The following is a 25,027-nucleotide window of genomic DNA, read 5'->3' on the forward strand; positions in this document are numbered from 1 at the left end:
CGCCCAGGTGCCTGGTGGCACCTGGGCCTCTGCGCATGGAGTGGCGGCGCGCGCCGTCATCCGTCAGCTGGTCCGCGATCTCGACCTGCCCGTGGCGGTGATAGTCGGCGAGACGGTACGGGAGACGGAGGGCCTCGCCATGTCGAGCCGCAACGTCTATCTCTCGCCTGCCGAACGGGCCGTTGCCCCGGTGCTCTATCATGCGCTGCAGGGCACCGAAGCGCTGTTCAGATCCGGGGAACGCTCGGGCGAGGCACTGCGCGCCGCCATGGCGCGGGTCGTCGCCGCCGTGCCCAGCGCGCGGCTCGACTATGTCAGCGTCGCGGATTGCGTCACCCTGCAGGAACTGGACCAGATCGGCAGCCAGGCGCTCGCTTCCCTCGCGTTCCGGCTGGGCCAGACCCGCCTGATCGACAGTTTGATCCTGCGCTGAGGCGCAACCCCGCCCTGTCTCAGGGCGCGTCTACCAACAGCGCTTCGGAATCCTGCGGGGCGGCAAGGTGCAGCACGGTCTCGCCGGTGATCGCCGCCCCATCGCGCGCCGCCAGCAACCGGCCATTGACGGTCACGCTGCCCCGGCTTGGCACAAGGTAAAGATGCCGGCCTGGCCCCGCGACATAGCACGTCTGCTGCCCGGCGCGGAGGATGAGGCCCAGCACGCGGGCGTCGCTGCGGATTCGCGGCACGTCCTCAGCCTCGGCCTGGCCGCTGGCGAGCACGACGAAATCGCCCGCACGGTTCAGGCGAGGAAAGGATTGGGCCCAGCAATCGGGGCGTCCCCCTTCCTGTTGCGGACGTAGCCAGATCTGAAAAAGATGGGCCGGCTCTTGGCCGAAATTATATTCAGAATGGCGCATGCCGCTGCCTGCGCTCATCACCTGCACACGCCCGGCTTCCATGCAGCCGTCATGGCCCATGCTGTCTCCTTGGGTGAGGGCCCCGGCTCGGACGTAGGTGATGATGTCGATATCGGCGTGCGCATGAGCCGGAAAGCCGGCACCGGGCGCAATCTCGTCATCGTTCCAGACGAGAAGCGAACCCCAGTTCATCCGTTCCTCCTCCTGGTAATCCGCGAAGGAGAAATGGTGACGGGTCTTGAGCCAGCCGCAATGGCTGCCGCCCAAGCTCTCATAGGGTCTGAGGTCGATCATCGCGCGCTCCTCCCTTTACAGGGAGCATGACACGCCGACCGGACACCCATCAAAACAAAAGGCCGGTCTCACGACCGGCCTTTTGTTTATCTCACTCGCTCTTGAAAAACATTAAGCGAAGAGAGGCTTAGGCGAGGTAGGCCGGCCGCTGGCTCGGCAGAACGCTCTCGTTGCGGGCGAGATAGGCCGGACGCTGGCTCGGAAGCACGCTCTCGTTGCGGGCGAGATAGGCCGGGCGCTGGCTCGGAAGCACACTCTCGTTGCGCGCCAAATAAGCCGGACGCTGGCTCGGCAGAACACTCTCGTTACGCGCGAGATAGCCGGCGCGCTGGTTCGGCATCACCACCTGGCTCTGGCCGGAAGCGGGCTGCTTCGCGGAAACCTGGTCGGCGAGGGCCGCGCCGGTCATCCCAAGGGTCACAGCGGCAACAGCCGCAATCAGCATGCTCTTCATGATACTCTCCAAATCTGTTGGGCTGGCCCGCCTGGGACCGCCTGCGGCGAGGCTCGAACTGTCCATCGCCATCCGTTGGTGGAGAGATACGACTGCGGGCGTCACCTTAGAACGCTGCCGCAACACATGTTATTCATGCTTTTTTTGTTGAAATGGAAAAGAAAACCCCTCACATCCCTGTGATATGCGCATAAATCATGGCAGGAGCCTGCCTCCTGGCATAGGTCTCGGCACGCCGGTTGTCCCTGGGAAGCTCAGCGGCAGCCCCCGCTGCACCCGCATCGCGAGATAGGCAAAACATTGCGCTTCTAGAAAATCCCCCTGCCAAGTCACTGATTCCACAGGCGCCACCGGCACCTGGAGCCGCGCCGCCAGGGCCCGCATAAGGGCCGGATTGTGCCGCCCGCCACCCGCCACCAGCCACTGCCGCGGAGGCGCGGGCAGCCGCGTTACGGCAATCGCCGCCGCTGTGAAGGCCGCGAGAGTCGCCGCCCCGTCGGCCGGGGTCATGGCCGCCATATCGTCGAGCAATGCGTGGAAGGAAAGCCGGTCAAGCGATTTGGGCAGGGACCGCGCGAAATAGGGGTGGCCCAGCCAACGCGCGATCCTGTCCTCGTCCACACGCCCGGCTGCCGCCATCCTGCCCTCGGCATCAAATGCCCTTCCGGTATGGCGCATCGCCCAGTCATCCAGCAGCGCATTGCCGGGCCCGGTATCGCAGGCCGCGATGCTGCCATCGGTGCCCAGGAAGGTCACATTGGCGACCCCGCCGATATTGAGGATGGCGAGCGGCTTCGGCAGATCGGCCGCCAACCCGGCGTGGAAGACCGGCACCAGCGGAGCGCCCTCGCCCCCGGCCGCCACATCGGCCGAGCGAAAATCGTAGGCAACGGGTGCCCCCAGCCTTCGGGACAGCCAGGCGGCGTCGCCGATCTGCCAGGTCCGCCGCTGCGCGGGCTGATGAAGAATGGTCTGGCCATGAAAGCCGATCAGGTCAAAGCGCGTATCCAGCGCCCTTACCGCCTCGGCATGCACTTCCGTCAGCCGCCGAGTGACGGCGAGCAGCTGCGGATCATCGGCCTCGAGCGTCGGCGCGCGATCCAGAATCTCGCGGATCGCAGCCCGCAAGGCGGGCTCATAGGGAAGCGTCAGGGCCGGTCCGAAGGCGCCCACCCGCTCCCCATCTGTGTCGATCAGCGCCGCATCCACGCCATCGAGCGAGGTTCCGCTCATCAGACCAATCACACGCAGCATTTCGCCCGATCCTCTCTCGTGCTAGCCCACCGTCCCGATCTTTAGTTACGCACGGATAGGCTCGATGGTGAAAAGCGGTTTCCTGGCGGAGGCGAAGGCACGCGGCTTCGTCTTCCAATGCACGGACGAGGCGGCGCTGGACGAGGCGCTCACCCAGAACGCCGTCGCCGGCTATATCGGCTTCGATCCCACCGGCAATAGCCTGCATGTCGGCCATATGGTGCAGATCATGCTGCTGCGCCTGCTGCAGAAGCATGGCCACAAGGCGGTCGCCCTGCTCGGCGGCGGCACCGCCAAAATCGGAGATCCGTCCTTCCGCGAAGAAGCCCGCCAGTTGATGACGGACGAGACGATCGCCGAGAACATCGCCGGCATCCGCCGCAATATCGAGCCCTTCCTGACCTTCGGCGAAGGTCCGGCCGATGCCATCATGGCCAACAATGCCGACTGGCTCGATAAGCTTGGCTATATTGAGCTGCTGCGCGAAGTCGGGCCCCATTTCAGCATCAGCCGCATGCTCGCCTTCGACAGCGTGAAGTCCCGCCTCGATCGCGAACAGGGCCTGACCTTCCTCGAATTCAATTATTCCATCCTGCAGAGCTATGACTTCCGGGAGCTCAACCGCCGCTATGGCGTGACTCTGCAGATGGGCGGGTCGGACCAGTGGGGCAATATCGTTTCCGGCGTCGATCTCGTCCGCCGCACGGATGCGAAGACCGTCTATGGCCTGACCGCGCCGCTCATCACCACCGCCTCGGGCGCCAAAATGGGCAAGACGGCGAAAGGTGCCGTCTGGCTGACCGCCGAGCGCCTCTCCCCCTTCGACTACTGGCAGTTCTGGCGCAATACCGAGGACGCCGATGTCGGCCGCTTCCTGAGGCTCTTCACGGATGTGCCGCTGGACGAAATCGCTCGGCTTGAAGGGCTCGGCGGCGCCGAGATCAATGAGGCCAAGAAGATTCTCGCGACCGAGGCAACCACGCTCTGCCACGGCCGCGCCGCCGCTCTGGAAGCGGCCGAGACCGCGCGGCGGGCCTTCGAGGAAGGCATTGCCGCCGATACCCTGCCGACGGTCACCGTGCCGACGGCAGATTTGGCTGCGGGAATTCCGGCCTTCGCTCTGCTGGTGCAGGCCGGGATGGCCACGACCAATGGCGAGGCCCGGCGCCTGATCCGCGGCGGCGGTGCCCGCCTGAACGATGTTGCCTTCACGGAAGAGGGCCAAGTCGTCACGGCTGCGGACCTGCGCGATGGTGCGCTAAAACTCTCGGCGGGCAAGAAGCAACACAAACTCATCCGCACGGAGGGCTGACACATGACGCAGGAGGAAATTACCGCCTGGGCCTTGAAGAACGGCTGGCAGATGATGGGCGGTAATCTCAGCCTGACCAAGCCGCGCGCCCATAAGGAGGCGATCGTCCGCCTCGTGCTGAAGGCGACGGTCGCCAATCTCGAGGTGAAGAAGCCGGCCGGCAACAAATGGGAGAAGATCGGCGGCGCCCCCTATGGCGCGATCGAGGCCGACAGCGAGGACGGCCCGCCCCACGGCCTCGGCTTCGAAAGCATCCCGAGCTTCACCATGCTGATGCAGGCCAACAAAGACGCCCAGACCTTCGCCAGATTCGGCTAGTGGGTCAGCAGCGCCCTCTGGGCGATCAATGATAGCCAATCGGTCTGCGTACGTGCAGGAACGGAAGTCACCAAGCCGGGACCGCCTAAAGCGACACGACACCCTCTAGTTTTAGCCAGCCCCGACACGGCGCCCGGAGACCGGGCTGCTGCAGCCTCCGATCCGAACTAGGAAATGTTTGCATCCTGTTTCAGATTATGGTGGCCGCGGCGGCTTCTCCGTACTTCATATTGGGACTAAGCGAGATCGGCTAATTTTGCCTAGGAATGGGAGGACCGCGATGCCTCGTTCAGACCGGGAAGGACTATGGTCAGACATGCTAGCACTGCTCGCGCGTACGGATCAGCTGCACCGGCAAGGACTTGCCGGGGTCTCCAGCGCCTGGGAGCCGCCGGTCGACGTCCTGGAAACCGAGACGGAGCTCCTGGTCGTGATCGCCATCCCGGGTGTCCCGCGGGAAGAGGTCGAGATTGTCGTCAGCCATGGTGAGGTCCTCGTGCGCGGGACCAGAAAGTGGCTGTGCCCGCAAAGGCCGGCGCGGGTTTACAGGATCGAGCTTCCTCATGGACGGTTCGAGCGTCGCCTGCCCCTTCCCCCTGGGGCCTACCAGCTTGTCAGCCAGGACCACCAGGACGGCTGTATTGTTCTGACAATGCGGAAGCTTTGATGATGGACATCGCCGATTCTGCGCCGGTCGAAGCTTCTGGCCCAACCGAAACCATGATCCTTCTACCCGCCACGGATATCGTGATCCTGCCGGGGACAGTCCTGCCCTTGAGCACTGGCCGCGCGGACGCTGTGCTGGCGCTCCAGGAGGCAGCGCGCACCGATCAGCATCTGGTGGTCGTGCTGCAGCGGGAGCCTTTCGTGGAAACGCCCGGGATCAGGGATCTCCATGCCATCGGCACGGAGGTGCGCCTCCTTCGCTATTTTACCGGGCGTGAGGGCTCTCACAACGCCATCGTGCAGGGGGTGGGCAGACTGCGCCTGACGGGGATGGCGACAACCGCGCCTTATCCGAGCGTGACGGTTCAGCGCATAGAGGAGCCTCATGAGCGAACGCCGGATATCGATGCGCGGGGACACCAGTTGCGGGAACGAGCGCTCGATCTTCTCCGGCTGGTCGATCAGGCGCCGGCCGAGATCGCGGCCACCATCCGGTCGGTCGAGGCGCCTGGGGCGCTGGCCGATTTTGTCGCGGGTCTGCTGGACCTGACGCCCTTCGAGAAGCAGGAAATTCTCGAGACAATCGCACTGCTGCCCCGGCTGGACCGGGTGATCACCCGGCTTGCCTACCGGTATGAGGTGTTGCGGCTGTCAAGTGACATTGGCCAGCAAACCAAGGCCGCCATGGAGGGCCGCCAGCGAGAGTTTCTTTTGCGGGAGCAGCTTAAGGCTATCCAGAAAGAGCTCGGAGAATCTGATGGTGCGACACCCGAACTCGATGATCTGAAACGAAAGCTGGACCAGGCAGGCATGCCCGAGGATGTCGCCGCTCAGGCGAACCGGGAACTGCGGCGCTTGACGCAGATGCCCGAGGGCGCCGGCGAAGCGGGCATGGTTCGTTCTTATCTTGAATGGCTGACGGAACTTCCCTGGCAGATCGCTGAAAAGCCACCAATCGATATCGCGCTGGCGCGTCGCGTGCTTGATGAAGACCATTTTGGATTGGAGAAAATCAAGCGCCGGATACTGGAGTTTCTTTCCGTCCGCAAGTTGAACCCTGACGGAAAAGGGCCGATCCTTTGCTTCGTCGGACCGCCGGGCGTTGGCAAAACGTCACTCGGCCAATCCATTGCGCGGGCGATGGTGCGCAAATTCGTTCGCGTCAGTCTAGGCGGCGTGCATGACGAATCTGAGATCCGCGGACACCGCCGCACCTATGTCGGCGCCCTGCCTGGCAACATCATCCAGGCCATCCGCCGCGCAGGGGAGCGTGATTGCGTTGTCATGCTCGACGAGATCGACAAGCTCGGTTCGGGTGGTTTCCAGGGTGATCCTGCCTCGGCTTTGCTCGAAGTTCTTGACCCTGAGCAGAACGCGACCTTCCGGGACGCCTATCTCGGCGTGCCCTTCGATCTTAGCAAAGTTCTGTTCATCGCGACCGCGAATATGCTCGACACGATCCCAGGGCCGCTCAGAGATCGCATGGAGGTCGTGTCCCTCTCGGGATATACGGCAGAGGAGAAGCTCACGATTGCGCGGGAGCATCTGATCCCGCGACAATTGAAGGAGAATGGTCTGACGCCAGAAACAGTCGACCTCGATGACGATGCGCTCACACTCATCATAGAAGGCTATACGCGCGAAGCCGGGGTGCGGAGCCTGGAGCGCACGATCGGCGCGGTTTTCCGCAACGTCGCGATGCGCGTCGCGGAGGGCGAGGTTGCCCAAGTGCACGTCAATGCGGCGGAGGTGGAGGGGATCCTCGGGCCGCGCCGATTTGAATCCGATGTGGCTCAGCATGCATCCGTCCCCGGCGTCGCGACAGGTCTGGCCTGGACACCCGTCGGTGGCGACATCCTGTTTATTGAGGCAAGCCGCATGCCTGGTACGGGCCGGCTCATTCTGACCGGACAGTTGGGCGACGTTATGAAGGAAAGCGCCCAGGCGGCACTCAGCCTCCTGAAGACGCGCGCTGTGGCGATGGGTATCGATATTGATCTCTTCACCCAGAAGGATGTCCACGTCCATGTCCCCGCGGGCGCCACGCCGAAGGACGGCCCCTCCGCAGGGGTGGCCATGTTCGCGGCGCTCGCCTCGGTGATGACCGAGCGCGCCATACCGCCGACGATCGCGATGACGGGAGAGATAAGCTTACGCGGGCTGGTGCTGCCGGTCGGCGGCATTCGGGAGAAAGTAATCGCGGCTGCACAGGCCGGCATCAAAACGGTCATGTTGCCGGCTCGCAATCGCCGGGACTACGACGACATCCCTCTCAGTGCTCGCACATCGCTCGACTTCATCTGGCTCGAGACGATCGATGATGCCATTGCCCCGACCATCGGCACCTATGGGCAGAGTGGGTAACGACGGATCGCGCGAGAGGAGAAATCCTCACCTGCTCCGCGAGGATTTGGAAAGATCACAGCGTCGTTCGAAATAATCGGCGTTGATGCGTCTTTGATCGGCGCATGCCGGTGCAGGAACCGGCGAGGCTTGGTGGATGTGCCTCAATCCTGCCTCGCGGAGCTCCTGCCGAATTGAGGACACGCGTGCCCCCGGTCATCAGGCCGGGCTGCCGGTGCTTGCGGTGTCGAATGCGAGAACAAGATCGGTTTCCCTCGCGTGGTGGCCGGAAAATATCCTGGAATAAAAGACGGCCGGCGTTGTTGACCCTCTGACACGATCACTCGTGCCGACCTTTGCAACCGGAGACACGCCCATGAAACGCGCGCTGCTCGCAGCTTCCGCTTTGATTTTCGCGGCCCCACTCGCCCTCGCTGCGTCGCTTCCCTTCGCCTCGGCCAAGACGTCCAAGGGGACCGTTCTGACCGACGACAAAGGGATGACGCTCTATACCTACGACAAGGACACGAAGGGGATGTCCAACTGCTATGGCGAGTGTGCCGAGTACTGGCCTCCCGACATGGCGAAAGCCGGTGCGGTTGCCAGCGGCCCCTATTCGCTCGTCGTGCGCAAGGATGGTGCCAAGCAATGGGCGTTCAACGGCTTGCCGCTCTATTTCTGGGAGAATGACACGGCGAAGGGACAGGCGACCGGCGACGGCGTGCAAGGGGTGTGGCATGTCGTGCCGACCACCGCCACCGCATCCTCGACCGGCGGCGCCTGGTAGACGCGATTCAGGAGGATAGGACCGCATGACGGTCTTTCTGGACGAGGTCGAGGCCTGTATCCCAGCCTTGCGGCGCTACGCCCGTGCCTTGTCGCACGACCGCGATATCGCCGATGATCTCGTCCAAGATTGTCTTGAGCGCGCGGTGCGGAAACGGTCCCTGTTCCGGCCGGTCGGACCGGTGCGGCCCTGGCTCTTCCGTATTCTTCTCAATCTCTATCGCAACGACAAACGGCGCATAAGGCGGCAGGGGCCTCATGTGCCGATCGAAGGCGAGGCCGATCATTCGGGGGCTTCCGGAAATCAGGTTTCGCGGCTCGAACTCGCCGAGGTGGCGCGGGCGTTGCAGCGGCTGCCAGATGAGCACCGGGAGGCTCTGATGCTCGTGGCATTGGAAGGCATGACCTATGTGGAGGCATCGGCCATCTTGGAGATCCCGATCGGCACGGTCATGTCGCGCATTTCGCGCGCGCGTCAGGCTCTCCGGACTGCGACCGATGCGCCGTCGCTGAGACTGCGGAGTGTGAAATGACCGGCAAACGCGCAAGCAAAATCACCGATGCCGATCTGATGGCCTATCTGGACCGCTCACTCGATGCCGCACGCGTTGGCGAGATAGAAAGCGCTCTCGCGACCGACGCGGAAGCTCGGACGCGCCTCGCGATTTGGCAGCAGCAGAACGCGCTGATCGCCAATCTCTATCAGCCGGCGGCAACCGAACCGCTGCCACCCAGCCTGAACGTCCGGCGGATGGCGGCCGAGCGGAAAGCCGTGCACCAGGGGTGGCAGCGCATGGCAGCAGCGGTCATCCTCAGTCTTGGCATCGGCGCGGGTGGCGGATGGTATCTGGGGAATCGAAGCCCCGGCGCCGGGCGGGGGGCGCTTCCCGTCCAGATGACAGCTGCCCTCACGGCCTATCGTCTCTATGCGGGAGAGGTCGCCCATCCCGTCGACGTCAGCGGCAATCCGAGCGGCGAGCTGGGTGCCTGGCTGTCCAAGCGATTGGACCGCACACTCAGGATTCCGGATCTGCATGCCGCGGGGTGGGCGCTCGTCGGCGGCAGCCTCCTTCCTGCGGGCGACAAGCCTGGAGCGCAGATCATGTACGAGGATGCTGCAGGCCGGCGCCTTACCCTGTTCTTCACCCCGGTTGCACCACGAAAGGACGACACGCCGCGCTTCGCGACGGCGGCCGGTCTCGACATGATGAGTTGGACGGATGCAAGCCTCAACTGCACCATTGTCGCGCCAATTGGCCGCGCGAACATCAAGCTGATCGCCGCAGACGTCTATGAGCAGATGACCTGAACGATCATCTGCCGCCGGACCCTGTCCGAGGACAGATCATAAGTCCGATCAGAAAATATACCCCGCCGGCAAAGGGTTGGACGGTACGGTCAATCGTGCCCTTCAGCCGCCGCATGCCGATACACGCGATTGCGATGCAACAAACCGCGCGCACCGGATCATAATTGCAGGGATACGGCGCCCCTCAAAGAGGGGCGGGCGGAGGAACCCTGTGACTCGGAAAATCGTCGTCTACAGCTACTGGACCTGGATTCCCGGCGAAGGATTGGGCCAGATTGCCCCGACCAAGCGCAGCCAGGCCCAGATTGAAGCCCTGCGCGGCCTTATCATCCTCACCTCGGCCGAGGAAGTCGACGCGGCCGATCTGGATGCTGACGGCTCTTACCGCCAGGATTCGCAACCCGAGGAAGCCGCCGTCTAGATCGCTCAACGGCGGCCAAACCCGACGTGCCGGTCAGCTCCAGCCTTCGAGCACGATTTTACCCTGCGCGGCATGGCTTTCGATCAGCCTGTGCACGCGAATCAGATTTGCGGCCGATATCGGGCTGATCCGCTCCGTCAGCGTCGTCCGCAACTTCCCCGCATCCACGAGGCGAGCTGTCTCATCCAGTATCTCACCCTGCGCCGCGAGATCGGCGGTCTGGTAGAGGGACCGCGTGAACATCAACTCCCAATGAACGGAAACGGCCTTGCGCTTGAAGGGCACGACATCCAGCGCCGCCGGATCATCGATCAGGGCGAAGCGTCCCTGCGGGGCGATCGTCTCAACGATGGCCGGCAGATGACTGTCCGTATGGGTCGTGGAAAACACGAAGCCCGGCGCGCCGATTCCTAAAGCGGCCACCTGCTCCGTGATGGACTTGCGATGGTCGATCACATGATGCGCGCCGAGTGACCGCACCCAATCCTGGGTCTCCGGGCGCGAGGCCGAAGCAATCACCGTGAGATCCGTCAGCGCACGGAGCAACTGGATGGTAATCGACCCGACGCCGCCCGCGCCGCCGATGATAAGAACGGCGGGCGCCGCGCCCGGCACCGGCTTCTTTACGTCCAGCCGGTCGAACAAGGCCTCCCAGGCTGTGAGCGCCGTCAGCGGCAGCGCCGCCGCCTCCGCCCAGTCGAGCGAGGCCGGCTTGTGACCCACGATCCGCTCGTCCACCAAATGAAGCTCGGCATCGGTTCCGGGCCTGGTCAGGTCACCAGCGTAGAAAACCGCGTCGCCCTGCCTGAATCTTGTCACGCTGGGACCGACGGCGCGGACGACGCCGGCCGCATCCCAGCCCAGAACCTTCCAGGCGCCCCCGGCCGGCGCCACGCCCGCCCGCACTTTGGTGTCGACAGGATTAACCGAGACCGCCTTGACCTCGACCAGCAGATCGTGGCCCGCGGGGGTCGGATCGTCGAGCGTGATATCCATCAGGGCATCGGCACGGCCGATCGGCCCCGGGGTTTGATAGCCAATGGCGCGCATGGCGCATCTCCTCTTTGCCGTTGAGAAGAAATTTGGCCATTATCATCGACTCTGAAAAGTACGCACAATTTGAGCACATAGTATCAAAATGGATACCGTAACCACACCGCCGCGCCATTCCCGCTTCGATTGCAGCCCCGGCTGCTCGGTGGAAGCGACGCTCAGCCTGATCGACGGCAAGTGGAAGGGAGTCATCCTCTTCCACCTGCTGGACGGTACGCTCCGCTTCAATGAACTCCGGCGCCGCATTCCAGACGTCACCCAACGCATGCTGACCAACCAACTCCGCGAGCTGGAAGTCGATGGGCTGATCCTGCGTCGTGTCTATGCCCAGGTGCCACCGAAGGTGGAATACAGCCTCTCCAACCGCGGACGCACACTCGAACCCGTGCTGCAGGCACTGAAATTCTGGGGAGACGCGCATATCGGCCTCTTTACCGGCCGCGCTCCTTCAGGAACCGACCCGGTGGCTGCCCCAGCAGCCGGCTGAACATCACGCTGAAGGCGCTGGCGCTCTGATAGCCGAGGTCGAGCGCCGTTGCGGTGATGGGGTGGCCGCGCATCAGACGATCAACCGCGACAGTGACGCGCAGATGGTCGCGCCAGCGGGCGAAGGCCATATCGGTCTCCGCCCGGAAGAGCCGGGCGAGCGTGCGCGGGCTGGCTCCGGCAATTTTCGCGATTTCTTCAAAGCCGATGTCGCTGCCGGGTTCAGCCAATAGAAGCGCAACCGCACGGCGGAGGCGCGGGTCCCGGCCGTAGGGCAGGAAGAGCACGGGCCCGGGCTGCGGCGCCAGAACCCGGCGCAGGATGAGCTGCAGGACAAGGCCCCGCTCTGCCTCATCGTCCGGGCTCAGTCGGACCGCTTCCAGCGCCAGCTCGCGGAGCAGCGGAGAGGCCGCGACACTCCGGCATTCCCTCGGCAAATCCCGCACCCGCTCCGGCGGCAACAGCAACTGAACAAGAGAGGCGGCCTCGCTATAGCGCGCGGCATGGGGAATTCCCGGGGGCACCCAGATCCCTCGTCCCGGGGGGGCGAGCCAGGCCCCCTCCTCCGCTTCCACCGTCATCGTTCCATGGAGCACAAAAGCGAGTTGCCCGCTTGCATGGCTGTGGCGATCGATCGTGGTTCCGGCGGGATGGTCGAGACGATCTGCAGTCCAGGTCGGCATGGCATCAGGGCGCATGGTTTTGGCCGGTTGGCGAAAGACCCCGGCGTATGCTGCGTATAGATGCCACTCCGGAAGTCCAGCGACAAGCCGCCGGCGCCAAGGAGACACCATGACCCAGCCCTTCATCATCACCGGCATTGCTGGCAGCCTGCGCCGCGACTCCTATGCACGCGCCGTTCTTCGGGGGATCGCTCCGCTGCTGCCCACTGGCAGCCGCTTCGAGACACTCGATATCGGCGCCCTACCCCATTACAATCAGGATCTCGATACCGAGGCCGCGCCCGAGGCCGTGGTAGCAGGGCGCGCGCAGATTGACCGCAGCGACGCGGTGATCATCGTGACGCCGGAATTCAACCACGGCCTGCCGGGGGTGCTGAAGAACGCGCTCGACTGGCTCTCCCGACCGGCCTTCACGAGTTGCTTCGTCGGCAAGCCGGCTTTGTTCGTCACGATCGGGCCTGGGGCGCTCGGCGGGGTGCGCGCCCAGGCTCAGCTGCGCGAGACGCTGACTGCCATGCTTTGCCGGTTGGTGCCGCTGCATGAACTGGTGGTGCCGCTGGTCAATGAAAAGATCACGGACGGAGAGCTGACGGACACCGTGACGCTGCGCCATCTTTCCCGCGCGCTGGATATTTTCCTCGGCGCCTCGGCGCGAGGATGACCGCCATGGCGCATCTCCTCGCCCTCGGCGCGGGCCTTTCGGTCGGCCTTCTCTTCACCGCTTTGCGCCTGCCCCTGCCGGCACCGCCCACGCTCACCGGCATCATCGGCGCCTTCGGCGTCTATCTCGGCAGTGTCCTCTTCCCTCTGGCGCGGCAGATGCTGATCCATTGAAAGCTTGGTCACGTCCTCCAGCCTCGGTTCAAAGAGCGAAGCCAGGCCGCTCAGTAGCGCTTATAAGGCAGGAACTTGCCACTCATGGTGATCCGCACCCGGTCGCCTTTGGGGTCCGCCTGGCGTTCCATCGTCATGTCGAAATCGATCGCGCTCATGATGCCGTCTCCGAACTCCTCGTGGATCAGCTCCTTCCAGGTCGTGCCATAGACCTGCACGAGTTCGTGGAAACGATAGATCAGCGGATCGGTTGGCGGCCCGGGCGGCAGCGACCCCCGATAAGGAATTGCTTCGAGCAGCGCTTGCTCGGCAACCGAGAGATCAAAGAGGGATGCGGCACGGGCTGCAACCTCGGGCGGCATCGACATCTGGCCGAGGCAGGCAGCACAGCTCCAGACCGGGGACTGGCCAAGCGCCCCGGCCACCACGTCCCAGCTCAAGCCCTTCTCTCGCTTGATCCCGAGGATCTTCTGGCCAAGTTCGGTTTTCGCGTCTTGCATAATACTCTCCGAGATGAGGCGGACGCCCCGTTCAGGTCTCGAATCGGCAGCCGACCCAGCGCACCGCCCAGCCGAGCAGGCAGACGAGCGGCGCCAGCATCGCGCATCCGATTGCGAGTTCCTCGAAGACGAGCGTGGCCGGCGCCGCGAGGAGAAGATCGCAGACGATCCAGGCCAAGGCGAGCACGGCCAGAACCAGTGACAAGCCAATGATACCCCTCGAGGCAGCGCGCAGCATGGAATCCTCTCTCCGGGATGGGGGCTCGAGCCAATCGAACCGCCGGTTATCGCGGCGCCCATGGAACCGCGTGGAGCGCGACCATGCAAGCCTGCATTGCCGTCAGAAACGCGCCGAGTCAGGCCTCGCCGCAGTGCAGCCGCGGCAGATCACTTTGAGAATTATAGGCATAGGTCTCCCAATCCGGCGCATAGATCTCGGACTGATCGCCCCAACCGACCCAGCCGGGGCGCGGGCCGCGGGCGAAAAGCTCAAGATAGGAACCCGGGCTGCAGCGCTCGATGAGATCGTATTGCTCGTCCGGCTTGCGGCTATGCTCGCGCTTGCGCGTGGCCAGGAAGTTGACCTGTCGGCGGGCCGCCGCCCCTGTGCGGGCCCGCGCCCCGCGCGTGCCGAACAGCAGCAGTTCCGTCACGTTACGGAAATAGAAACCAACGCCGCGGCCGTCCGGCCCACCATCCTTGCGGATTTTGTGCCAGACGAGATTGGTCTTGTACGTAAAACCCCAGGCCCGCATGACCGCGAGGCCCTCGGGCAGCAGGGCGTTTGGCACCCAGAGATAGAGATGCGCGGGCTCGGTCGCATGGGCTGCCACCGGCAGGCTCATGATCTCGGTGAGAGTCATCGTGCCGTAGCGGGCGAGCCGCCGATGCTCGGGCGCCACCTTGCCGGTGCGATTGGTGAACTGCCAGGGTGGATCGGCGAGGATCGTCGCGAACTGGCGGCCTCCCAACGCGTGCCCCAAGGCAATGGCGGCCTCGCTCGCCGGTCCCGGAACGAGGGAGCCGTAGGAGGGATCAAATCTGCCCAAGGCCTAAGCCGCCTCGAATTCGCCCTTGGCATTCAGCAGCGAAAGCGTGCCGCTGCGGATGTCGAAGGATGCACCATGCAGGTTCAGGCGCCCGTCCTCGACCCGCTTGGCGAGCCAGGGAAAGGTCATGAGATTGCGGAGCGAGAGCTTGATCGCCTCGTATTCGCACATCTGCTGCTGCTTTTCCTCGACCGGCTCGCAGGCCAGCACACGGTCCCGCGCTTCGGCCGCGATCTCGACCCAGGAGGACATGAAGTCCAGCCGCTCGGCGGAGGCCGGATGCAACAGCGCATTGATACCGCCGCACATGGCGTGGCCCATGACGATCACATTGCGCACTTCGAGCACGCGGACAGCGAATTCGATGGCGGCGGAGGTGCCGTGGAAGGCGGTGTCCTTCTCGAAGGGCGGCACGAGATTGGCCACGTTGCGCACGATGAAGATTTCGCCTGGGCCGACGTCGAAGACCATCGCCGGGTCAACCCGGCTGTCGGAACAGGCAATGATCAGGGTCTCGGGCTTCTGGCCACGCTGAGCCAGCGCCTCGAACCGCTCACGGCGCCCGGGCCATACTGTATGGCGGAACCGCCTGTAACCGCTAAGAAGATTTTCCACATGGTCAAACTAAGGGCTGCGGCGACGGGCGGCAATATGCTTCCTGCGCATTCGTAACCGGTACGGAACGACATGGCACCCCTGGCACGCGACGGGCGACCGTCTCGCAGGACGACAAGCAAGAAGGGACTGAAATCATGAAAGTCGGAATGATCGGCCTGGGGCCGATGGGACAGGGCATGGTCCGCACGCTGCTGCGTGCAGGGCATGAGGTGGTCGTCTACAATCGCTCCCGCGACAAGGCGGAAGCCCTGGCCGGCGAAGGCGTGACGATCGCGGACAATCCCGCCGATGCAGCCGAGAGGACAGGGCTGGTCATCACCATGCTGGCGCATGACGAGGCGGTGGAAAACCTCGTCTTCGGCGCGGACGGCGTGCTGGCCGGATTGAAGCCCGGCCAGATCCATATCTCGGGCAGCACCATCTCGGTCGATCTCTCGAAGCGGCTGGAGGAGGCCCATGCAAGCCTGCGCCAGGGTTTTGTCGCCGCTCCCGTGCTCGGCCGGCCGCCGGCGGCAGAATCGGGCAAGCTGTTCGTCATGGCCGCGGGCGAGGCAGCCCTTCTGGAGCGGGTGCGGCCCGTGCTGGAAAGCCTCGGCCAGCGGCTCTTCATCGCCGGCGACCGGCCCTTCAAGGCCAATCTCATCAAGCTGTCCTGTAACTTCCTAATCTTCTCGACGATCGAGCAGCTGGCGGAGGTCTTCGCTCTCAACGAGAAGGGCGGCGTCGACAAGGCGACCCTCTTCGAGGTGCTGACGGAATCCTTCTTCACCGCACCGGTGCACAAGAATTACGGCCGCATCATCCTCGACCAGGCCTATGACCCGCCCGGGGCGAAGGTCGGGCTCGGAGCCAAGGACAACCGGCTGATCCTCGCCGCAGGCGAAGAGCTTTCGGTACCGCTGCCCATGGCCTCGCTCCTTCGCGACCGCTTCCTCGCCACTGAATCGCGCGGCGAGGGCGCGCTTGATTTTTGCGCCATCGCGAAGCGCGCAGCGGAGGATGCCGGGCTCTGACCCGTTGAGAAGGTTCTGATTCACGGTTCAGAGGAATCGCCCCCGCGATTCATCTGAACCGGTCAGACCTAAAAGGGCTCAAATGGCGTCTCGACACGGAGATCTTCGATCCGGAATCCGCGCGTCTCCGCCAGCATCTCGCCCACCCTGCGGCGATGACAGGTGCAGGCCTCGGCCTCGTAGCAGAGCAGCGCGGAAGGCGCGGCCGCGGCGACCCTCCCCGCCTCGGCCAAGGCCTCGCCGGCCGCCGGACGGGCGAGGCTGTCTTCCACGATCTCCCAGAAGAGCGGCCATTGCCGGCGGCGGTTGGCCTCCCGCCCTGCCGGCGGCGTTCCGAGTGCCTTGAGATGGAGATAGGCAATGCCCGCCGCATCCAGGCCGGCAGCGAGTTGGCGCTTGGAGAAGCCGGCGCGGCGGGAGAGCGGCAGATCCCGAATATCGATCACCAGCCGCACACCGGCAGTCTTCAGCGTCTCGACAAAAGCGCCGAAACCCGCCTTCTCGTAACCAATGGTAAAGAGGGTCGGCGCTTTGCCGTCGGGTTCAAAGATTGCCATGTGTCTGTCTCGCCGATCGTGCTTTGATAATGGCCGAGCCCCGCCGGGGCCGGGATTGCAGGACTGAAAGCCCAGGATGACGCCAGCCTTCCACCGCCTGACAAAACTTCTCGCGGGCCTCGCCCTTTTTGCCATGCCGCTCGCGGCGCGGCCGGCTCCAGCGCAGGCGATGACCCTCGCCGCCCACCGCGCCTATTACCGCCTCACCCTTGCCTCCACCGGCAACAGCGGCGTCACCAGCGCCTCGGGCGCGATGGAATACGAGGTCATCGACGGCTGCACCGGCTGGGCAACCCAGCAGCGGCTCGACATGACGGTGCTCGATCGTGAAGGCGGAGATACCCATACCGTCTCCGACTACGCCACCTGGGAATCCAAGGACGGCCGGAAGTTCCGCTTCCGCATCACCCAGGTGACGAATGGCGCGCGGGACGAGCGCGCCGGCTATGCCGAGTTACCGCCGGGCAAGCCGGGCTTCGCAGTCTATACGGAACCGCACGACCAGCGTGTCGCCCTGCCGCCGGGCACAGTCTTTCCGATGGCCCAAACCGAAGCCGTCCTCACCGCCGCGCACCAGGGCAAGACCTTCGTCTCCATGCCGGTCTTCGACGGCACCACCGGCGCTTCGGCAGAGAATACCTTTGCCGTCATCACGACCCGCGGCGAGGAGGTGACGACCGCCTTCAAGCCACTCGCCGAACTGCCCAGCCTGATGGTCCACATGGGCTACTTTCCGAAGGACACGACGCAGCTGCTGCCGGACACGCTGATCGCCATGCGCTACTGGGACAATGGCGTGGCTGACTCCCTCGATCTCGACTTCGGGAATTTCACCATGGCTGGCAAGCTCGCGAAGTTCCAGCTCCTGCCGAGCCACTGCGGCTAGCGTTTGATCTGACCTAGCAGCCGGCGCTGAGCAGGCTCGGAACCGCGTCCGCGATCGGCACGCCCTGGCGCGCACCGGGCGTCACCGGGAAGGGTGAGGCCGGCGCGGGTAGGATAAAACCATAGGTCGGATAGACGGTCATCCCCAACCGGTCAGACGGCGGCCACCAGACCCGGACAGCCGACCAGTCGTTCCCGGGCGAGACATCGACCACCGGTTGGCCGTCTGTTATCCGGTAGGGCAGCCAGTTGGCCTGCGTCACCAGCACCTGCCGGTTCGAGACGACCGCCGTCACGACGGCGAGATGGCCGCTGCTGAGCCGGCCCGTGCGGCGAAAGACAAGAATGGCGCCGGGCACCGGCCGGTTGCTTTCGGCGTATCGCCCCTGCGCTGCCGACCACCATTGCCAGGCATCGCCGCTCAGCGGCAGGCCGGAGACTTGGCGCGCATAGGGAACGCAGGTCATGGGCGTGCTCTGCCCATAGGAGGCGTAGCGTCCGCCGCCGCATCCGGCGACGGCCAGCAGCAAGACGGCGGATAGCCCCCGCAGGCCAGATCGGCCCAAGCTACGCCGAAGGTTCATCCCACTGATCCCATTGACAAGCGGTCTACGCCTCATCTCTCAGGCGTTACATGATAAAAACCCGACAGACCGTTGTCTGACAAGAACTTTGAGAGCGACACGGCGCTGAAGGCGAAGCCCGCACCGGGGCAAGGCTCCCCCGCATGCGCGCTCTTGTGCGCCCGCAGGCTTCGGTGCTTTGGATCTTCCATGAACACCGCGCTCTCCGTGTCCGACGGCGCCGATCTCGATTTCACCGAGGAAGAGATCCAGCGCTATTCGCGGCATATCCTGCTGCCGGAGATCGGCGGCAGCGGCCAGGCCGCGCTTCGCCGCGCCCGCGTGCTCGTCATCGGCGCTGGCGGCCTCGGAAGTCCGCTCGCCCTCTATCTCGCGGCCGCCGGCATCGGCACGATCGGCCTCGTCGATGACGACCGGGTAGAACTGTCCAATCTGCAGCGGCAGATTGCCCATACCGCTTCCCGGCTAGGCGAGGCCAAAACCGCTTCGGCCGCGGCCGGCGCGCGCGCCATCAACCCGCTCTGCCGGGTCGAGGAGCACCCCTTCCGCCTTGGTGAGCGGGAAGCGGCCGGCCTCATCCAGCGCTACGATCTCGTCTGTGACGGGTCGGACAATTTCACGACGCGCTATCTCGTGGCCGACACCTGCGTGCGGGAGAAGCGGACGCTGGTCTCCGCCGCCGTGCTGCGCTTCGAGGGGCAGCTGTCTGTCTTCAAACCCCATGCCCATGCCGAGGGCCCCTGCTATCGCTGCCTCTATCCGGAGGCGCCGCCTCCCGGCCTTGCGCCCTCCTGTGCCGAAGCCGGCGTGCTCGGCTCCGTCACCGGCGTCATGGGTACGCTGCAGGCCACAGAGGTGATCAAAGAAATCCTCGGCATCGGCGAAAGCCTGTCCGGCCGCCTTCTACTCTGGGATGCGCTCGCCACACGTTTTCGCACCATCCGCGTGCCGCGCGATCCCCGTTGTTCGGTCTGCGGCGCGGCATGAGCGCGCAACCCCTCGCGATCCTGCTCCTCTCCGGCACGCATGAGCGGGCGCATTACGCCTTCGCGCTGGCGGCCGGGGCCGCCGCCCTCGGCCGGCCGACGCTGATTTTCGCGACGAATGGCGGGTGCCACGCGCTGGCGGCGGACTGGTCCGGCCTGGCGGACTGCGAGCGGGACGCGCTGATCCAGGCCCGAGGCGTTGCCGGCCTCGCGGCGCTCAGGGACGCCTGCCAAGAACTCGGCGTGACGCTTCTCGCCTGCGCGGCCGGACTCCAGGCGGAAGCCTTATCGGCCACCGCCCTGCTCCCGGGCGTGGCCGTCTCGGGGATCGCCCGTTTCCTTTCCGAGAGCGCCAGCGCGCAGACCATCAGCCTTTGACCGGCCGCCTGGCTGCGCGGCTTCCCCTTGACCCGGCGCGCCTGGCTTGGCACGCACAGGGCATGAGCTTTCGGACCATGCGCCTCCTGCCCCGCCTAGCCGCCACGGCCCTTGCGATCTTCCTTGCGGTTTTGACCTCCGGCGCCATGGCCGCAGACGCGCCGACCCCAGCTCCCGCCACCAAGCCTGCGCCGGCCAAACCGGTTCAGGACCCGCATGTCGGCAGTTCCTCTGGCCTGCCGCTGCCGCGCTTCGTCTCGCTCCGCGCCGATGCGGTCAATCTCCGCGTCGGACCGGGCGACCAATATCCCATTCTCTGGGTCTATCATCGGGTCGGGCTGCCGGTAGAAGTGCTGCGCGAATTCGATGTCTGGCGCTTGGTTGTCGATTCGGAGGGGACCAAGGGCTGGATGCATGAGGCGACACTGATGGGCGGTCGCCATTTCGTGATCAACGGCACTGCCCCGGTCACTCTCTATCGCCGCGCGACGACCGACGCCGATCCGCGCGCCCAGCTCATGCCCGGCGTCGTCGGCGCGATCGAGCGCTGCGATGCCGGCAGTGACTGGTGCCGGGTGCGCGTGGACCATGTCGCTGGCTGGCTGCAACGCAGCGAATTCTGGGGCTCGCTGCCTGGCGAGAAGATTCCTGCCAAGTAGCGCATCCTCGGTCATTCTCGCGACCTCCGGACCCGGAGAAATCCGTGCGCTGGCCCTGGTCGGCGGAATCGCGATCGACAGCGCGATCGAGCGGCCGGGCGGCCCACTCGAACCCGGGGACCAGGTCATCGGCCGCATCCGCGCCCAGGTGCCGGCCATGGCGGGGGCCTTCGTCGCCCTGCCCGCGGGTTCCGCAGACGGGTTCCTGCCCGATACCGCCGGTGCGGCCGGGCTTCCTGAGGGCAGTCCCCTCGCGCTGCGCGTCATCCGCGGCGCCCAGGGAGGCAAGGGCCCGCGCGTCGCCCGCCTTGAGGCGGCAGCGGAAGGGCCGCCGCGCCTCCTCGGTCGCGGCCCCGGGGCGATCGAACGCTTGGCGGCGCTCCATCCGGAGGCCGCGATCCTCGTGGACCGGCCCGGCCTCTCGGCCGGCCTTCCCGCCGAGTTTCGCCCGCGCATGACCGTGGGTCTGGGCGACGAAGCTCAGCACGCCGCCGAAATCTGGGCGGCGCTGGCCGAGGCAGAGGTGCATCTCCCAGGCGGCGGGCGCTTCTCGATCACGCCTACCCCGGCGCTTGTCGCGATCGACGCCGATGCCACAAGCCTGACCGGCGAACGCCGCGGCAAGAAGGACGCTCAGCTCGCGCTCAACCGCCGCCTCATCCCGGCCATCGCGCGGCACATCCGGCTGCGACATCTTTCTGGCGCAATCGTGATCGACCTGGCGGGCTTGCCCCAGCGCCAGCGCCCGCTGCTCACCGAGGCCTTCCAGGCGGCGCTCGCCAACGATCCGCAGAAACCGCGCTTCCTCGGCTTCACCGGGCTCGGCCTTGCCGAAATCCAGCGCAGCCGCACCCATCCGCCGCTCCATGAACTGCTGCAAGGTGCCTATGCGGAGGCACTCGCGGGTCTCGCCTCCCTCGCCCGAGCAGTGGTGGAACGGCCGGGCGAGAGCCATGCGCTCGCACTCTCCCCGGCGCTTCTCGGCGCCATCGAAGGCGATACCACCGCCCGTGATCAGTTTCGTGATCGCACCGGAAATTATCCCGCGCTATATGCAGACAACGCAATCGAGGATCGGCCGCACTCCTGGCGTCTGGTCACAATTGTGTAACGCTGTTAAGTCATTCGTTAGATTCCACCCTATCTCTTCGGCTGGGATGCGAAACGTCAACAAGCAGCAGGTCCGCTCGTAATGCAGGTATCCGAAACGCGTGAGCACCAGCCGCACTCGGCTCTGGACAAGGCCGCCGTGCAGGCCGCTTACCGGCGGTGGGCGGGTATCTACGATGGCGCCTTCGGTGCAATCTCGCATTCCGCTCGTAACCGCACCGTGTCCCTGATCAATGCGCTTCCTGGGCGGGACGTGCTGGAGGTCGGCGTCGGCACGGGTCTGGCACTCCCCCTGTACAATCCCGAGAAACGTGTGACGGGCATCGACCTCTCGACCGAAATGCTGGCCCGTGCGCGGGCGCGCACCGAAAAGATGGGGCTGCGCCACGTCGCGGGACTTCACGAGATGGATGCGGAAGCGACCGGCTTCCCCGACCAGAGTTTCGATATCGCGGTCGCCATGTTCGTGGCGTCCGTAGTGCCGAATCCGAAGCGGCTGATTACGGAGATGCGGCGGCTGGTTCGCCCCTCCGGCCATCTCCTCTTCGTCAATCACTTCATCGCACCATCCGGGCCCCGCCGCTGGATCGAACGCGCCATGGCACCGGCCTCTCACGCTCTGGGCTGGCATCCGGATTTCGCCGTCGAAGCGCTCCTCACGCCGGAGGAGAACGCCCGTGCCGTGACCCGCGCAACCTGGCCCTTCGGCATCTTCACGCTTGTCCACCTGCCCGCCGAGCCGGGCTGAGCGCGCGCCGCTTCCCTCGCGCAGGGCCGCACTCTCCGAAAGGCGTGTTTGGCCTGCACGCAAACTGTTTCTCGACCCAAGACTCCTGTGCTAGCCCAGCTAGACCTGAGGGAGCGCAGCCGCACGCCCTCAGTGTCCCGACGATGGCATGGCAGACATCATGCGCGGCCCCATGTCAGCGCTACGCGGTATTGACCCATTTCCCGTAAAGGGTGGGCCTGGCCCAAGGACGGTACTGGAAAGACGAAAGCCTGATCATGGATAAGCCTGCTACCGCGATCCCTGCCGAGCGGACGCTGCCCGGCAGCGCCGAGTTTGCGGATTGGATCGCGCTGCTGAAACCACGGGTCATGAGCCTCGTGGTCTTCGCCGGCGCCAGTGGAATGGTGCTGGCACCGGGTCACATCGATCCGCTCGTCGCTGTTGGCGCCATCCTTTGCATCGCCATCGGTGCGGGTGCGGCAGGCGCCATCAACATGTGGTACGACCGGGATATCGACGCGGTCATGCGTCGCACGGCCAGTCGCCCCATTCCAGCCGGGCGCATGGCGCCGCTGCCGGCGCTGATCTACGGCGTCGTGCTCTCCATCCTCTCCGTCGTCGCCATGGACCTGCTGACCAACTGGGTCGCCGCCCTGATGCTGGCGGTCTCGATCGCCTTCTATGTCTTCATCTACACGATGTGGCTGAAGCGCCGCACGCCGCAGAATATCGTCATCGGTGGAGCCGCCGGTGCCTTTCCGCCCATCATCGGCTGGGCGGCCGTCACCGGCAGCATCGACCTCGTGCCGGTGCTGATGTTCGCCATCACCTTCATCTGGACACCGCCCCATTTCTGGTCCCTCGCCCTCTACGCGAGTGGGGACTATGAGCGGGCCGGCGTGCCGATGCTGCCCGTCGTCTCCGGCCAGCGGGTGACGCGGATCAATATCCTCGTCTACACGCTGCTGCTGCTGCCGGTGGCCGCCAGCCCCTGGATGGTGGGCTTCGTCGGCCTGCCCTATCTCGTCATCAGTCTGATACTCAGCGGTCTTTTCATCCTCCATGCCGTCCGCGTGCTGCACGACGGCGCGGGGCCCGGCGGCGCCTCGGTGACGGAGAACGCCCCAGCGCGGAAGGCCTTCCGCTACTCCCTTCTCTATCTCTTCCTGCTCTTCCTGGCTCTCGCTCTCTGCCGGGTCATTCATTAAGAGCAAGCTTCCCTGAAAGATCCGGCCATGACCGCCTATGACCGCGCCGCCGCCCGCTTCGCGCGCATCGCTACCGTGGGCGAGGCGATCGCCATGCTGAACTGGGATGCATCCGTCATGATGCCGCCGGGCGGCGCGGCCGCACGCGGGGACCAACTCGCCGTGCTTTCCGGTCTCGCCCATGAGCTGACCGTCGATCCCCGTCTCGCGGACGACCTCGCAGAGGCCGAGGCGGCGCCCCCGCAGGAGCCCTGGGCCGCCGCCAATCTCGCTTTGATGCGCCATCGCCGCGCCCAGGCAGTGGCCCTCCCCGCCGATCTGGTGGAGGCGCAGAGCCGCGCCAATTCCGCTTGCGAATCCGTTTGGCGGCGCGCGCGTGCCGCCTCCGATTTCGCCATGGTCCAGCCCTATCTGGAGGAGGTCGTCCGTCTCACACGAGCGCAGGCGACCGCGCTCGGCGAGACCTTCGGCATGGCCCCCTACGACGCGCTGATGGACCTCTACCAGCGCGGCATCGTCGCGGCGGATGTGGAGCCGGTCTTCTCGGCCTACGAGCTCTTCCTGGGCGACGCCCTGCCGCGCGCCGAAGCGATCCAGGCCTCCCGTGGCCCGGGCCAGCCCCTGTCCGGCCCCTTTCCGACCGATTTGCAGGAAGCGCTCTGCCGCCGCCTCTCGGCCTCGGCCGGGCTCGATTACACCCATGCCCGGCTGGACCGCTCCGCCCATCCCTTCAGCGGCGGCACGCCCACCGACACCCGTATCACCAGCCGCTACAGCGAAGACGAGTGTTTCCAGAGCATCATGGGCGTGATGCACGAGACCGGCCACGCGCTCTACGAGACCGGTCTGCCACAGGCCCATGCGCGGCTGCCGGTGGGCGAGGCCGCCGGCATGGCGGCGCATGAAAGCCAGTCCCTGCTGATCGAGCTGCAGGTCTGCCGCTCGGACGCCTGGCTCTCCTGGCTCGGCCCCCAGCTCCATGCGGCCTTCGGCGGCGATCCGGCGCTCTACCGCGCCGAGAATCTGGGTCGCCTGCTGCGCCATGTTGAGCGCGGCTTCATCCGCGTCGAAGCAAACGAGGTCACCTACCCGGCCCATGTCATCTTGCGCTTCCGGCTGGAGCGCGCGCTGATTGCGGGCGATCTCACCGTCGCGGACCTGCCCGGTGCCTGGAACGAGGGTTTTGCGGCACTCCTCGGCATCACCCCGCCGGACGACCGCCGCGGGTGCCTGCAGGACATCCACTGGTATGACGGCGCCTTCGGCTATTTCCCGAGCTACACACTGGGTGCAATGGCCGCCGCGCAGATCATGGCGGCGATCCGGCGCGATCTGCCCGATCTCGACGCGGCGCTGGCGGAGGGCGATCTCTCCGGCCTGCTCGGCTGGGTACGACGGGAAATCCACGGCCGCGCTAATCTCCTCGGCTTCAACGATCTTCTGCGGGCGGCGACCGGCAAGCCGCTGGATGCGCAGGCTTTCGAGGCGCATCTCACCGCGCGCTACCTCGGCCCGGGCTGAGCCGCGCGTCCTGTGACAGCTCGGTTGCAATTACCCCCCTTGATCCCGGTCGCCGGCTGCGCTACCCAGCCGGCCACGCCAAGAGCGTCGTTGCCCAGGTAGCTCAGTTGGTAGAGCATGCGACTGAAAATCGCAGTGTCGGTGGTTCGATTCCGCCCC

The 25,027-nt window shown here is 65.4% G+C and carries 32 protein-coding genes; 21 read left to right on the top strand and 11 right to left on the bottom strand.

What is annotated here, in order from left to right:
- Window positions 1-7 precede the first annotated feature (7 nt).
- Complete coding sequence (locus VL752_RS20940) at window positions 8-433, top strand: pantoate--beta-alanine ligase (protein ID WP_325358371.1); 426 nt, start codon at window positions 8-10, stop codon at window positions 431-433.
- Window positions 434-452: 19 nt separating this feature from the next.
- Here the strand turns inward: VL752_RS20940 and VL752_RS20945 are convergent, their stop codons facing one another.
- The 3 genes from VL752_RS20945 to VL752_RS20955 all read right to left on the bottom strand — a co-directional run bounded on the left by VL752_RS20945 (window position 453) and on the right by VL752_RS20955 (window position 2,856).
- On the bottom strand, window positions 453-1,151 hold the full coding sequence (locus tag VL752_RS20945) for a pirin family protein (protein WP_325358373.1): 699 nt from the start codon (window positions 1,149-1,151) through the stop codon (window positions 453-455).
- A 127-nt stretch (window positions 1,152-1,278) separates the two neighbouring features.
- The gene (locus tag VL752_RS20950) at window positions 1,279-1,605 is read right to left on the bottom strand and encodes a hypothetical protein (RefSeq protein ID WP_325358375.1); all 327 of its coding nucleotides are present in this window, start codon (window positions 1,603-1,605) and stop codon (window positions 1,279-1,281) included.
- Window positions 1,606-1,800: 195 nt separating this feature from the next.
- Window positions 1,801-2,856, bottom strand: a complete 1,056-nt coding sequence (locus tag VL752_RS20955; protein WP_325358430.1) for an anhydro-N-acetylmuramic acid kinase — start codon at window positions 2,854-2,856, stop codon at window positions 1,801-1,803.
- Between the two features lie 67 nt (window positions 2,857-2,923).
- Between VL752_RS20955 and tyrS the strand changes: the two genes are divergently transcribed.
- The 8 genes from tyrS to VL752_RS20995 all read left to right on the top strand — a co-directional run bounded on the left by tyrS (window position 2,924) and on the right by VL752_RS20995 (window position 10,014).
- A complete protein-coding gene (gene tyrS, locus VL752_RS20960) occupies window positions 2,924-4,171 on the top strand; it encodes a tyrosine--tRNA ligase (protein WP_325358377.1) in 1,248 nt (415 codons plus the stop codon).
- Between the two features lie 3 nt (window positions 4,172-4,174).
- Window positions 4,175-4,489: a hypothetical protein gene (locus VL752_RS20965; RefSeq protein ID WP_325358379.1), complete on the top strand. Its 315-nt coding sequence runs from the start codon at window positions 4,175-4,177 to the stop codon at window positions 4,487-4,489.
- A 280-nt stretch (window positions 4,490-4,769) separates the two neighbouring features.
- Window positions 4,770-5,156, top strand: a complete 387-nt coding sequence (locus tag VL752_RS20970; protein ID WP_325358381.1) for an Hsp20/alpha crystallin family protein — start codon at window positions 4,770-4,772, stop codon at window positions 5,154-5,156.
- Window positions 5,156-7,519, top strand: coding sequence for an endopeptidase La (gene lon / locus VL752_RS20975; RefSeq protein ID WP_325358383.1), 2,364 nt, complete (start codon window positions 5,156-5,158; stop codon window positions 7,517-7,519). Before VL752_RS20970 ends, lon begins: the two co-directional genes overlap by 1 nt.
- Before the next feature lie 355 nt (window positions 7,520-7,874).
- The gene (locus tag VL752_RS20980) at window positions 7,875-8,285 is read left to right on the top strand and encodes a hypothetical protein (protein WP_325358385.1); all 411 of its coding nucleotides are present in this window, start codon (window positions 7,875-7,877) and stop codon (window positions 8,283-8,285) included.
- A 25-nt stretch (window positions 8,286-8,310) separates the two neighbouring features.
- Window positions 8,311-8,817, top strand: a complete 507-nt coding sequence (locus tag VL752_RS20985) for an RNA polymerase sigma factor (RefSeq protein ID WP_325358387.1) — start codon at window positions 8,311-8,313, stop codon at window positions 8,815-8,817.
- Window positions 8,814-9,593 carry an anti-sigma factor family protein gene (locus VL752_RS20990; protein WP_325358389.1) on the top strand — a complete coding sequence of 260 codons (780 nt, stop codon included), beginning with the start codon at window positions 8,814-8,816 and terminating at the stop codon, window positions 9,591-9,593. Before VL752_RS20985 ends, VL752_RS20990 begins: the two co-directional genes overlap by 4 nt.
- 211 nt (window positions 9,594-9,804) lie before the next feature.
- Window positions 9,805-10,014 carry a hypothetical protein gene (locus VL752_RS20995; protein ID WP_325358391.1) on the top strand — a complete coding sequence of 70 codons (210 nt, stop codon included), beginning with the start codon at window positions 9,805-9,807 and terminating at the stop codon, window positions 10,012-10,014.
- Window positions 10,015-10,047: 33 nt separating this feature from the next.
- On the opposite strand, the gene VL752_RS21000 is transcribed toward VL752_RS20995, so the two are convergent.
- Window positions 10,048-11,064 carry a zinc-binding alcohol dehydrogenase family protein gene (locus VL752_RS21000; protein WP_325358393.1) on the bottom strand — a complete coding sequence of 339 codons (1,017 nt, stop codon included), beginning with the start codon at window positions 11,062-11,064 and terminating at the stop codon, window positions 10,048-10,050.
- Window positions 11,065-11,152: 88 nt separating this feature from the next.
- Here VL752_RS21000 and VL752_RS21005 point away from each other — a divergent pair, with 88 nt between their 5' ends.
- The gene (locus VL752_RS21005; protein WP_325358395.1) at window positions 11,153-11,554 is read left to right on the top strand and encodes a winged helix-turn-helix transcriptional regulator; all 402 of its coding nucleotides are present in this window, start codon (window positions 11,153-11,155) and stop codon (window positions 11,552-11,554) included.
- Here VL752_RS21005 and VL752_RS21010 read toward each other — a convergent pair.
- Complete coding sequence (locus VL752_RS21010; RefSeq protein WP_325358397.1) at window positions 11,499-12,251, bottom strand: AraC family transcriptional regulator; 753 nt, start codon at window positions 12,249-12,251, stop codon at window positions 11,499-11,501. The genes VL752_RS21005 and VL752_RS21010 overlap by 56 nt on opposite strands.
- A 94-nt stretch (window positions 12,252-12,345) precedes the next feature.
- Here VL752_RS21010 and VL752_RS21015 point away from each other — a divergent pair, with 94 nt between their 5' ends.
- Together VL752_RS21015 and VL752_RS21020 are read left to right on the top strand one after the other, a co-directional pair.
- Entirely contained in the window at window positions 12,346-12,897 is a 552-nt protein-coding gene (locus VL752_RS21015) for an NADPH-dependent FMN reductase (RefSeq protein ID WP_325358399.1), read from the top strand.
- A 5-nt stretch (window positions 12,898-12,902) separates the two neighbouring features.
- Window positions 12,903-13,070 (top strand): XapX domain-containing protein, encoded by a 168-nt coding sequence (locus tag VL752_RS21020; protein ID WP_325358401.1) that lies wholly within the window; start codon window positions 12,903-12,905, stop codon window positions 13,068-13,070.
- A 50-nt stretch (window positions 13,071-13,120) separates the two neighbouring features.
- On the opposite strand, the gene cynS is transcribed toward VL752_RS21020, so the two are convergent.
- The 4 genes from cynS to VL752_RS21040 form a co-directional block, all read right to left on the bottom strand.
- A complete protein-coding gene (gene cynS / locus VL752_RS21025; RefSeq protein ID WP_325358404.1) occupies window positions 13,121-13,570 on the bottom strand; it encodes a cyanase in 450 nt (149 codons plus the stop codon).
- Between the two features lie 31 nt (window positions 13,571-13,601).
- On the bottom strand, window positions 13,602-13,808 hold the full coding sequence (locus VL752_RS21030; protein ID WP_325358406.1) for a hypothetical protein: 207 nt from the start codon (window positions 13,806-13,808) through the stop codon (window positions 13,602-13,604).
- Window positions 13,809-13,926: 118 nt separating this feature from the next.
- On the bottom strand, window positions 13,927-14,619 hold the full coding sequence (locus VL752_RS21035; RefSeq protein WP_325358408.1) for an MT-A70 family methyltransferase: 693 nt from the start codon (window positions 14,617-14,619) through the stop codon (window positions 13,927-13,929).
- Window positions 14,620-14,622: 3 nt separating this feature from the next.
- On the bottom strand, window positions 14,623-15,234 hold the full coding sequence (locus tag VL752_RS21040) for a carbonic anhydrase (protein ID WP_325358410.1): 612 nt from the start codon (window positions 15,232-15,234) through the stop codon (window positions 14,623-14,625).
- A gap of 134 nt (window positions 15,235-15,368) precedes the next feature.
- Here VL752_RS21040 and VL752_RS22205 point away from each other — a divergent pair, with 134 nt between their 5' ends.
- Window positions 15,369-16,250: an NAD(P)-dependent oxidoreductase gene (locus VL752_RS22205; protein ID WP_408863197.1), complete on the top strand. Its 882-nt coding sequence runs from the start codon at window positions 15,369-15,371 to the stop codon at window positions 16,248-16,250.
- A 68-nt stretch (window positions 16,251-16,318) separates the two neighbouring features.
- Here VL752_RS22205 and VL752_RS21055 read toward each other — a convergent pair whose 3' ends face one another.
- Window positions 16,319-16,807 (bottom strand): DUF488 family protein, encoded by a 489-nt coding sequence (locus VL752_RS21055; RefSeq protein ID WP_325358411.1) that lies wholly within the window; start codon window positions 16,805-16,807, stop codon window positions 16,319-16,321.
- 76 nt (window positions 16,808-16,883) lie between these two features.
- Between VL752_RS21055 and VL752_RS21060 the strand changes: the two genes are divergently transcribed.
- Window positions 16,884-17,693 carry an EipB family protein gene (locus VL752_RS21060; RefSeq protein WP_325358412.1) on the top strand — a complete coding sequence of 270 codons (810 nt, stop codon included), beginning with the start codon at window positions 16,884-16,886 and terminating at the stop codon, window positions 17,691-17,693.
- A gap of 13 nt (window positions 17,694-17,706) precedes the next feature.
- On the opposite strand, the gene VL752_RS21065 is transcribed toward VL752_RS21060, so the two are convergent.
- Window positions 17,707-18,276: a CHAP domain-containing protein gene (locus VL752_RS21065; RefSeq protein ID WP_325358414.1), complete on the bottom strand. Its 570-nt coding sequence runs from the start codon at window positions 18,274-18,276 to the stop codon at window positions 17,707-17,709.
- 189 nt (window positions 18,277-18,465) lie between these two features.
- On the opposite strand from VL752_RS21065, the gene VL752_RS21070 reads away from it, so the two are divergent.
- From VL752_RS21070 to VL752_RS21100, 7 genes are all read left to right on the top strand, one after another.
- Window positions 18,466-19,263, top strand: a complete 798-nt coding sequence (locus tag VL752_RS21070; protein ID WP_325358416.1) for a HesA/MoeB/ThiF family protein — start codon at window positions 18,466-18,468, stop codon at window positions 19,261-19,263.
- Window positions 19,260-19,640 carry a hypothetical protein gene (locus VL752_RS21075; protein WP_325358418.1) on the top strand — a complete coding sequence of 127 codons (381 nt, stop codon included), beginning with the start codon at window positions 19,260-19,262 and terminating at the stop codon, window positions 19,638-19,640. Before VL752_RS21070 ends, VL752_RS21075 begins: the two co-directional genes overlap by 4 nt.
- A 62-nt stretch (window positions 19,641-19,702) precedes the next feature.
- Window positions 19,703-20,299, top strand: a complete 597-nt coding sequence (locus VL752_RS21080) for an SH3 domain-containing protein (protein WP_325358420.1) — start codon at window positions 19,703-19,705, stop codon at window positions 20,297-20,299.
- Window positions 20,229-21,410 (top strand): ribonuclease E/G, encoded by a 1,182-nt coding sequence (locus tag VL752_RS21085; protein ID WP_325358422.1) that lies wholly within the window; start codon window positions 20,229-20,231, stop codon window positions 21,408-21,410. The genes VL752_RS21080 and VL752_RS21085 overlap by 71 nt, the downstream gene beginning before the upstream one ends.
- Window positions 21,411-21,491: 81 nt before the next feature.
- Window positions 21,492-22,157 (top strand): class I SAM-dependent methyltransferase, encoded by a 666-nt coding sequence (locus VL752_RS21090; protein ID WP_325358424.1) that lies wholly within the window; start codon window positions 21,492-21,494, stop codon window positions 22,155-22,157.
- A 257-nt stretch (window positions 22,158-22,414) separates the two neighbouring features.
- Window positions 22,415-23,347: a heme o synthase gene (locus tag VL752_RS21095; protein ID WP_325358426.1), complete on the top strand. Its 933-nt coding sequence runs from the start codon at window positions 22,415-22,417 to the stop codon at window positions 23,345-23,347.
- Between the two features lie 27 nt (window positions 23,348-23,374).
- Window positions 23,375-24,868: a carboxypeptidase M32 gene (locus VL752_RS21100; protein WP_325358428.1), complete on the top strand. Its 1,494-nt coding sequence runs from the start codon at window positions 23,375-23,377 to the stop codon at window positions 24,866-24,868.
- Window positions 24,869-25,027 lie beyond the last annotated feature (159 nt).

Origin of the sequence: Acidisoma sp. (genome assembly GCF_035492295.1) — a bacterium.
Taxonomy (GTDB): domain Bacteria; phylum Pseudomonadota; class Alphaproteobacteria; order Acetobacterales; family Acetobacteraceae; genus Acidisoma.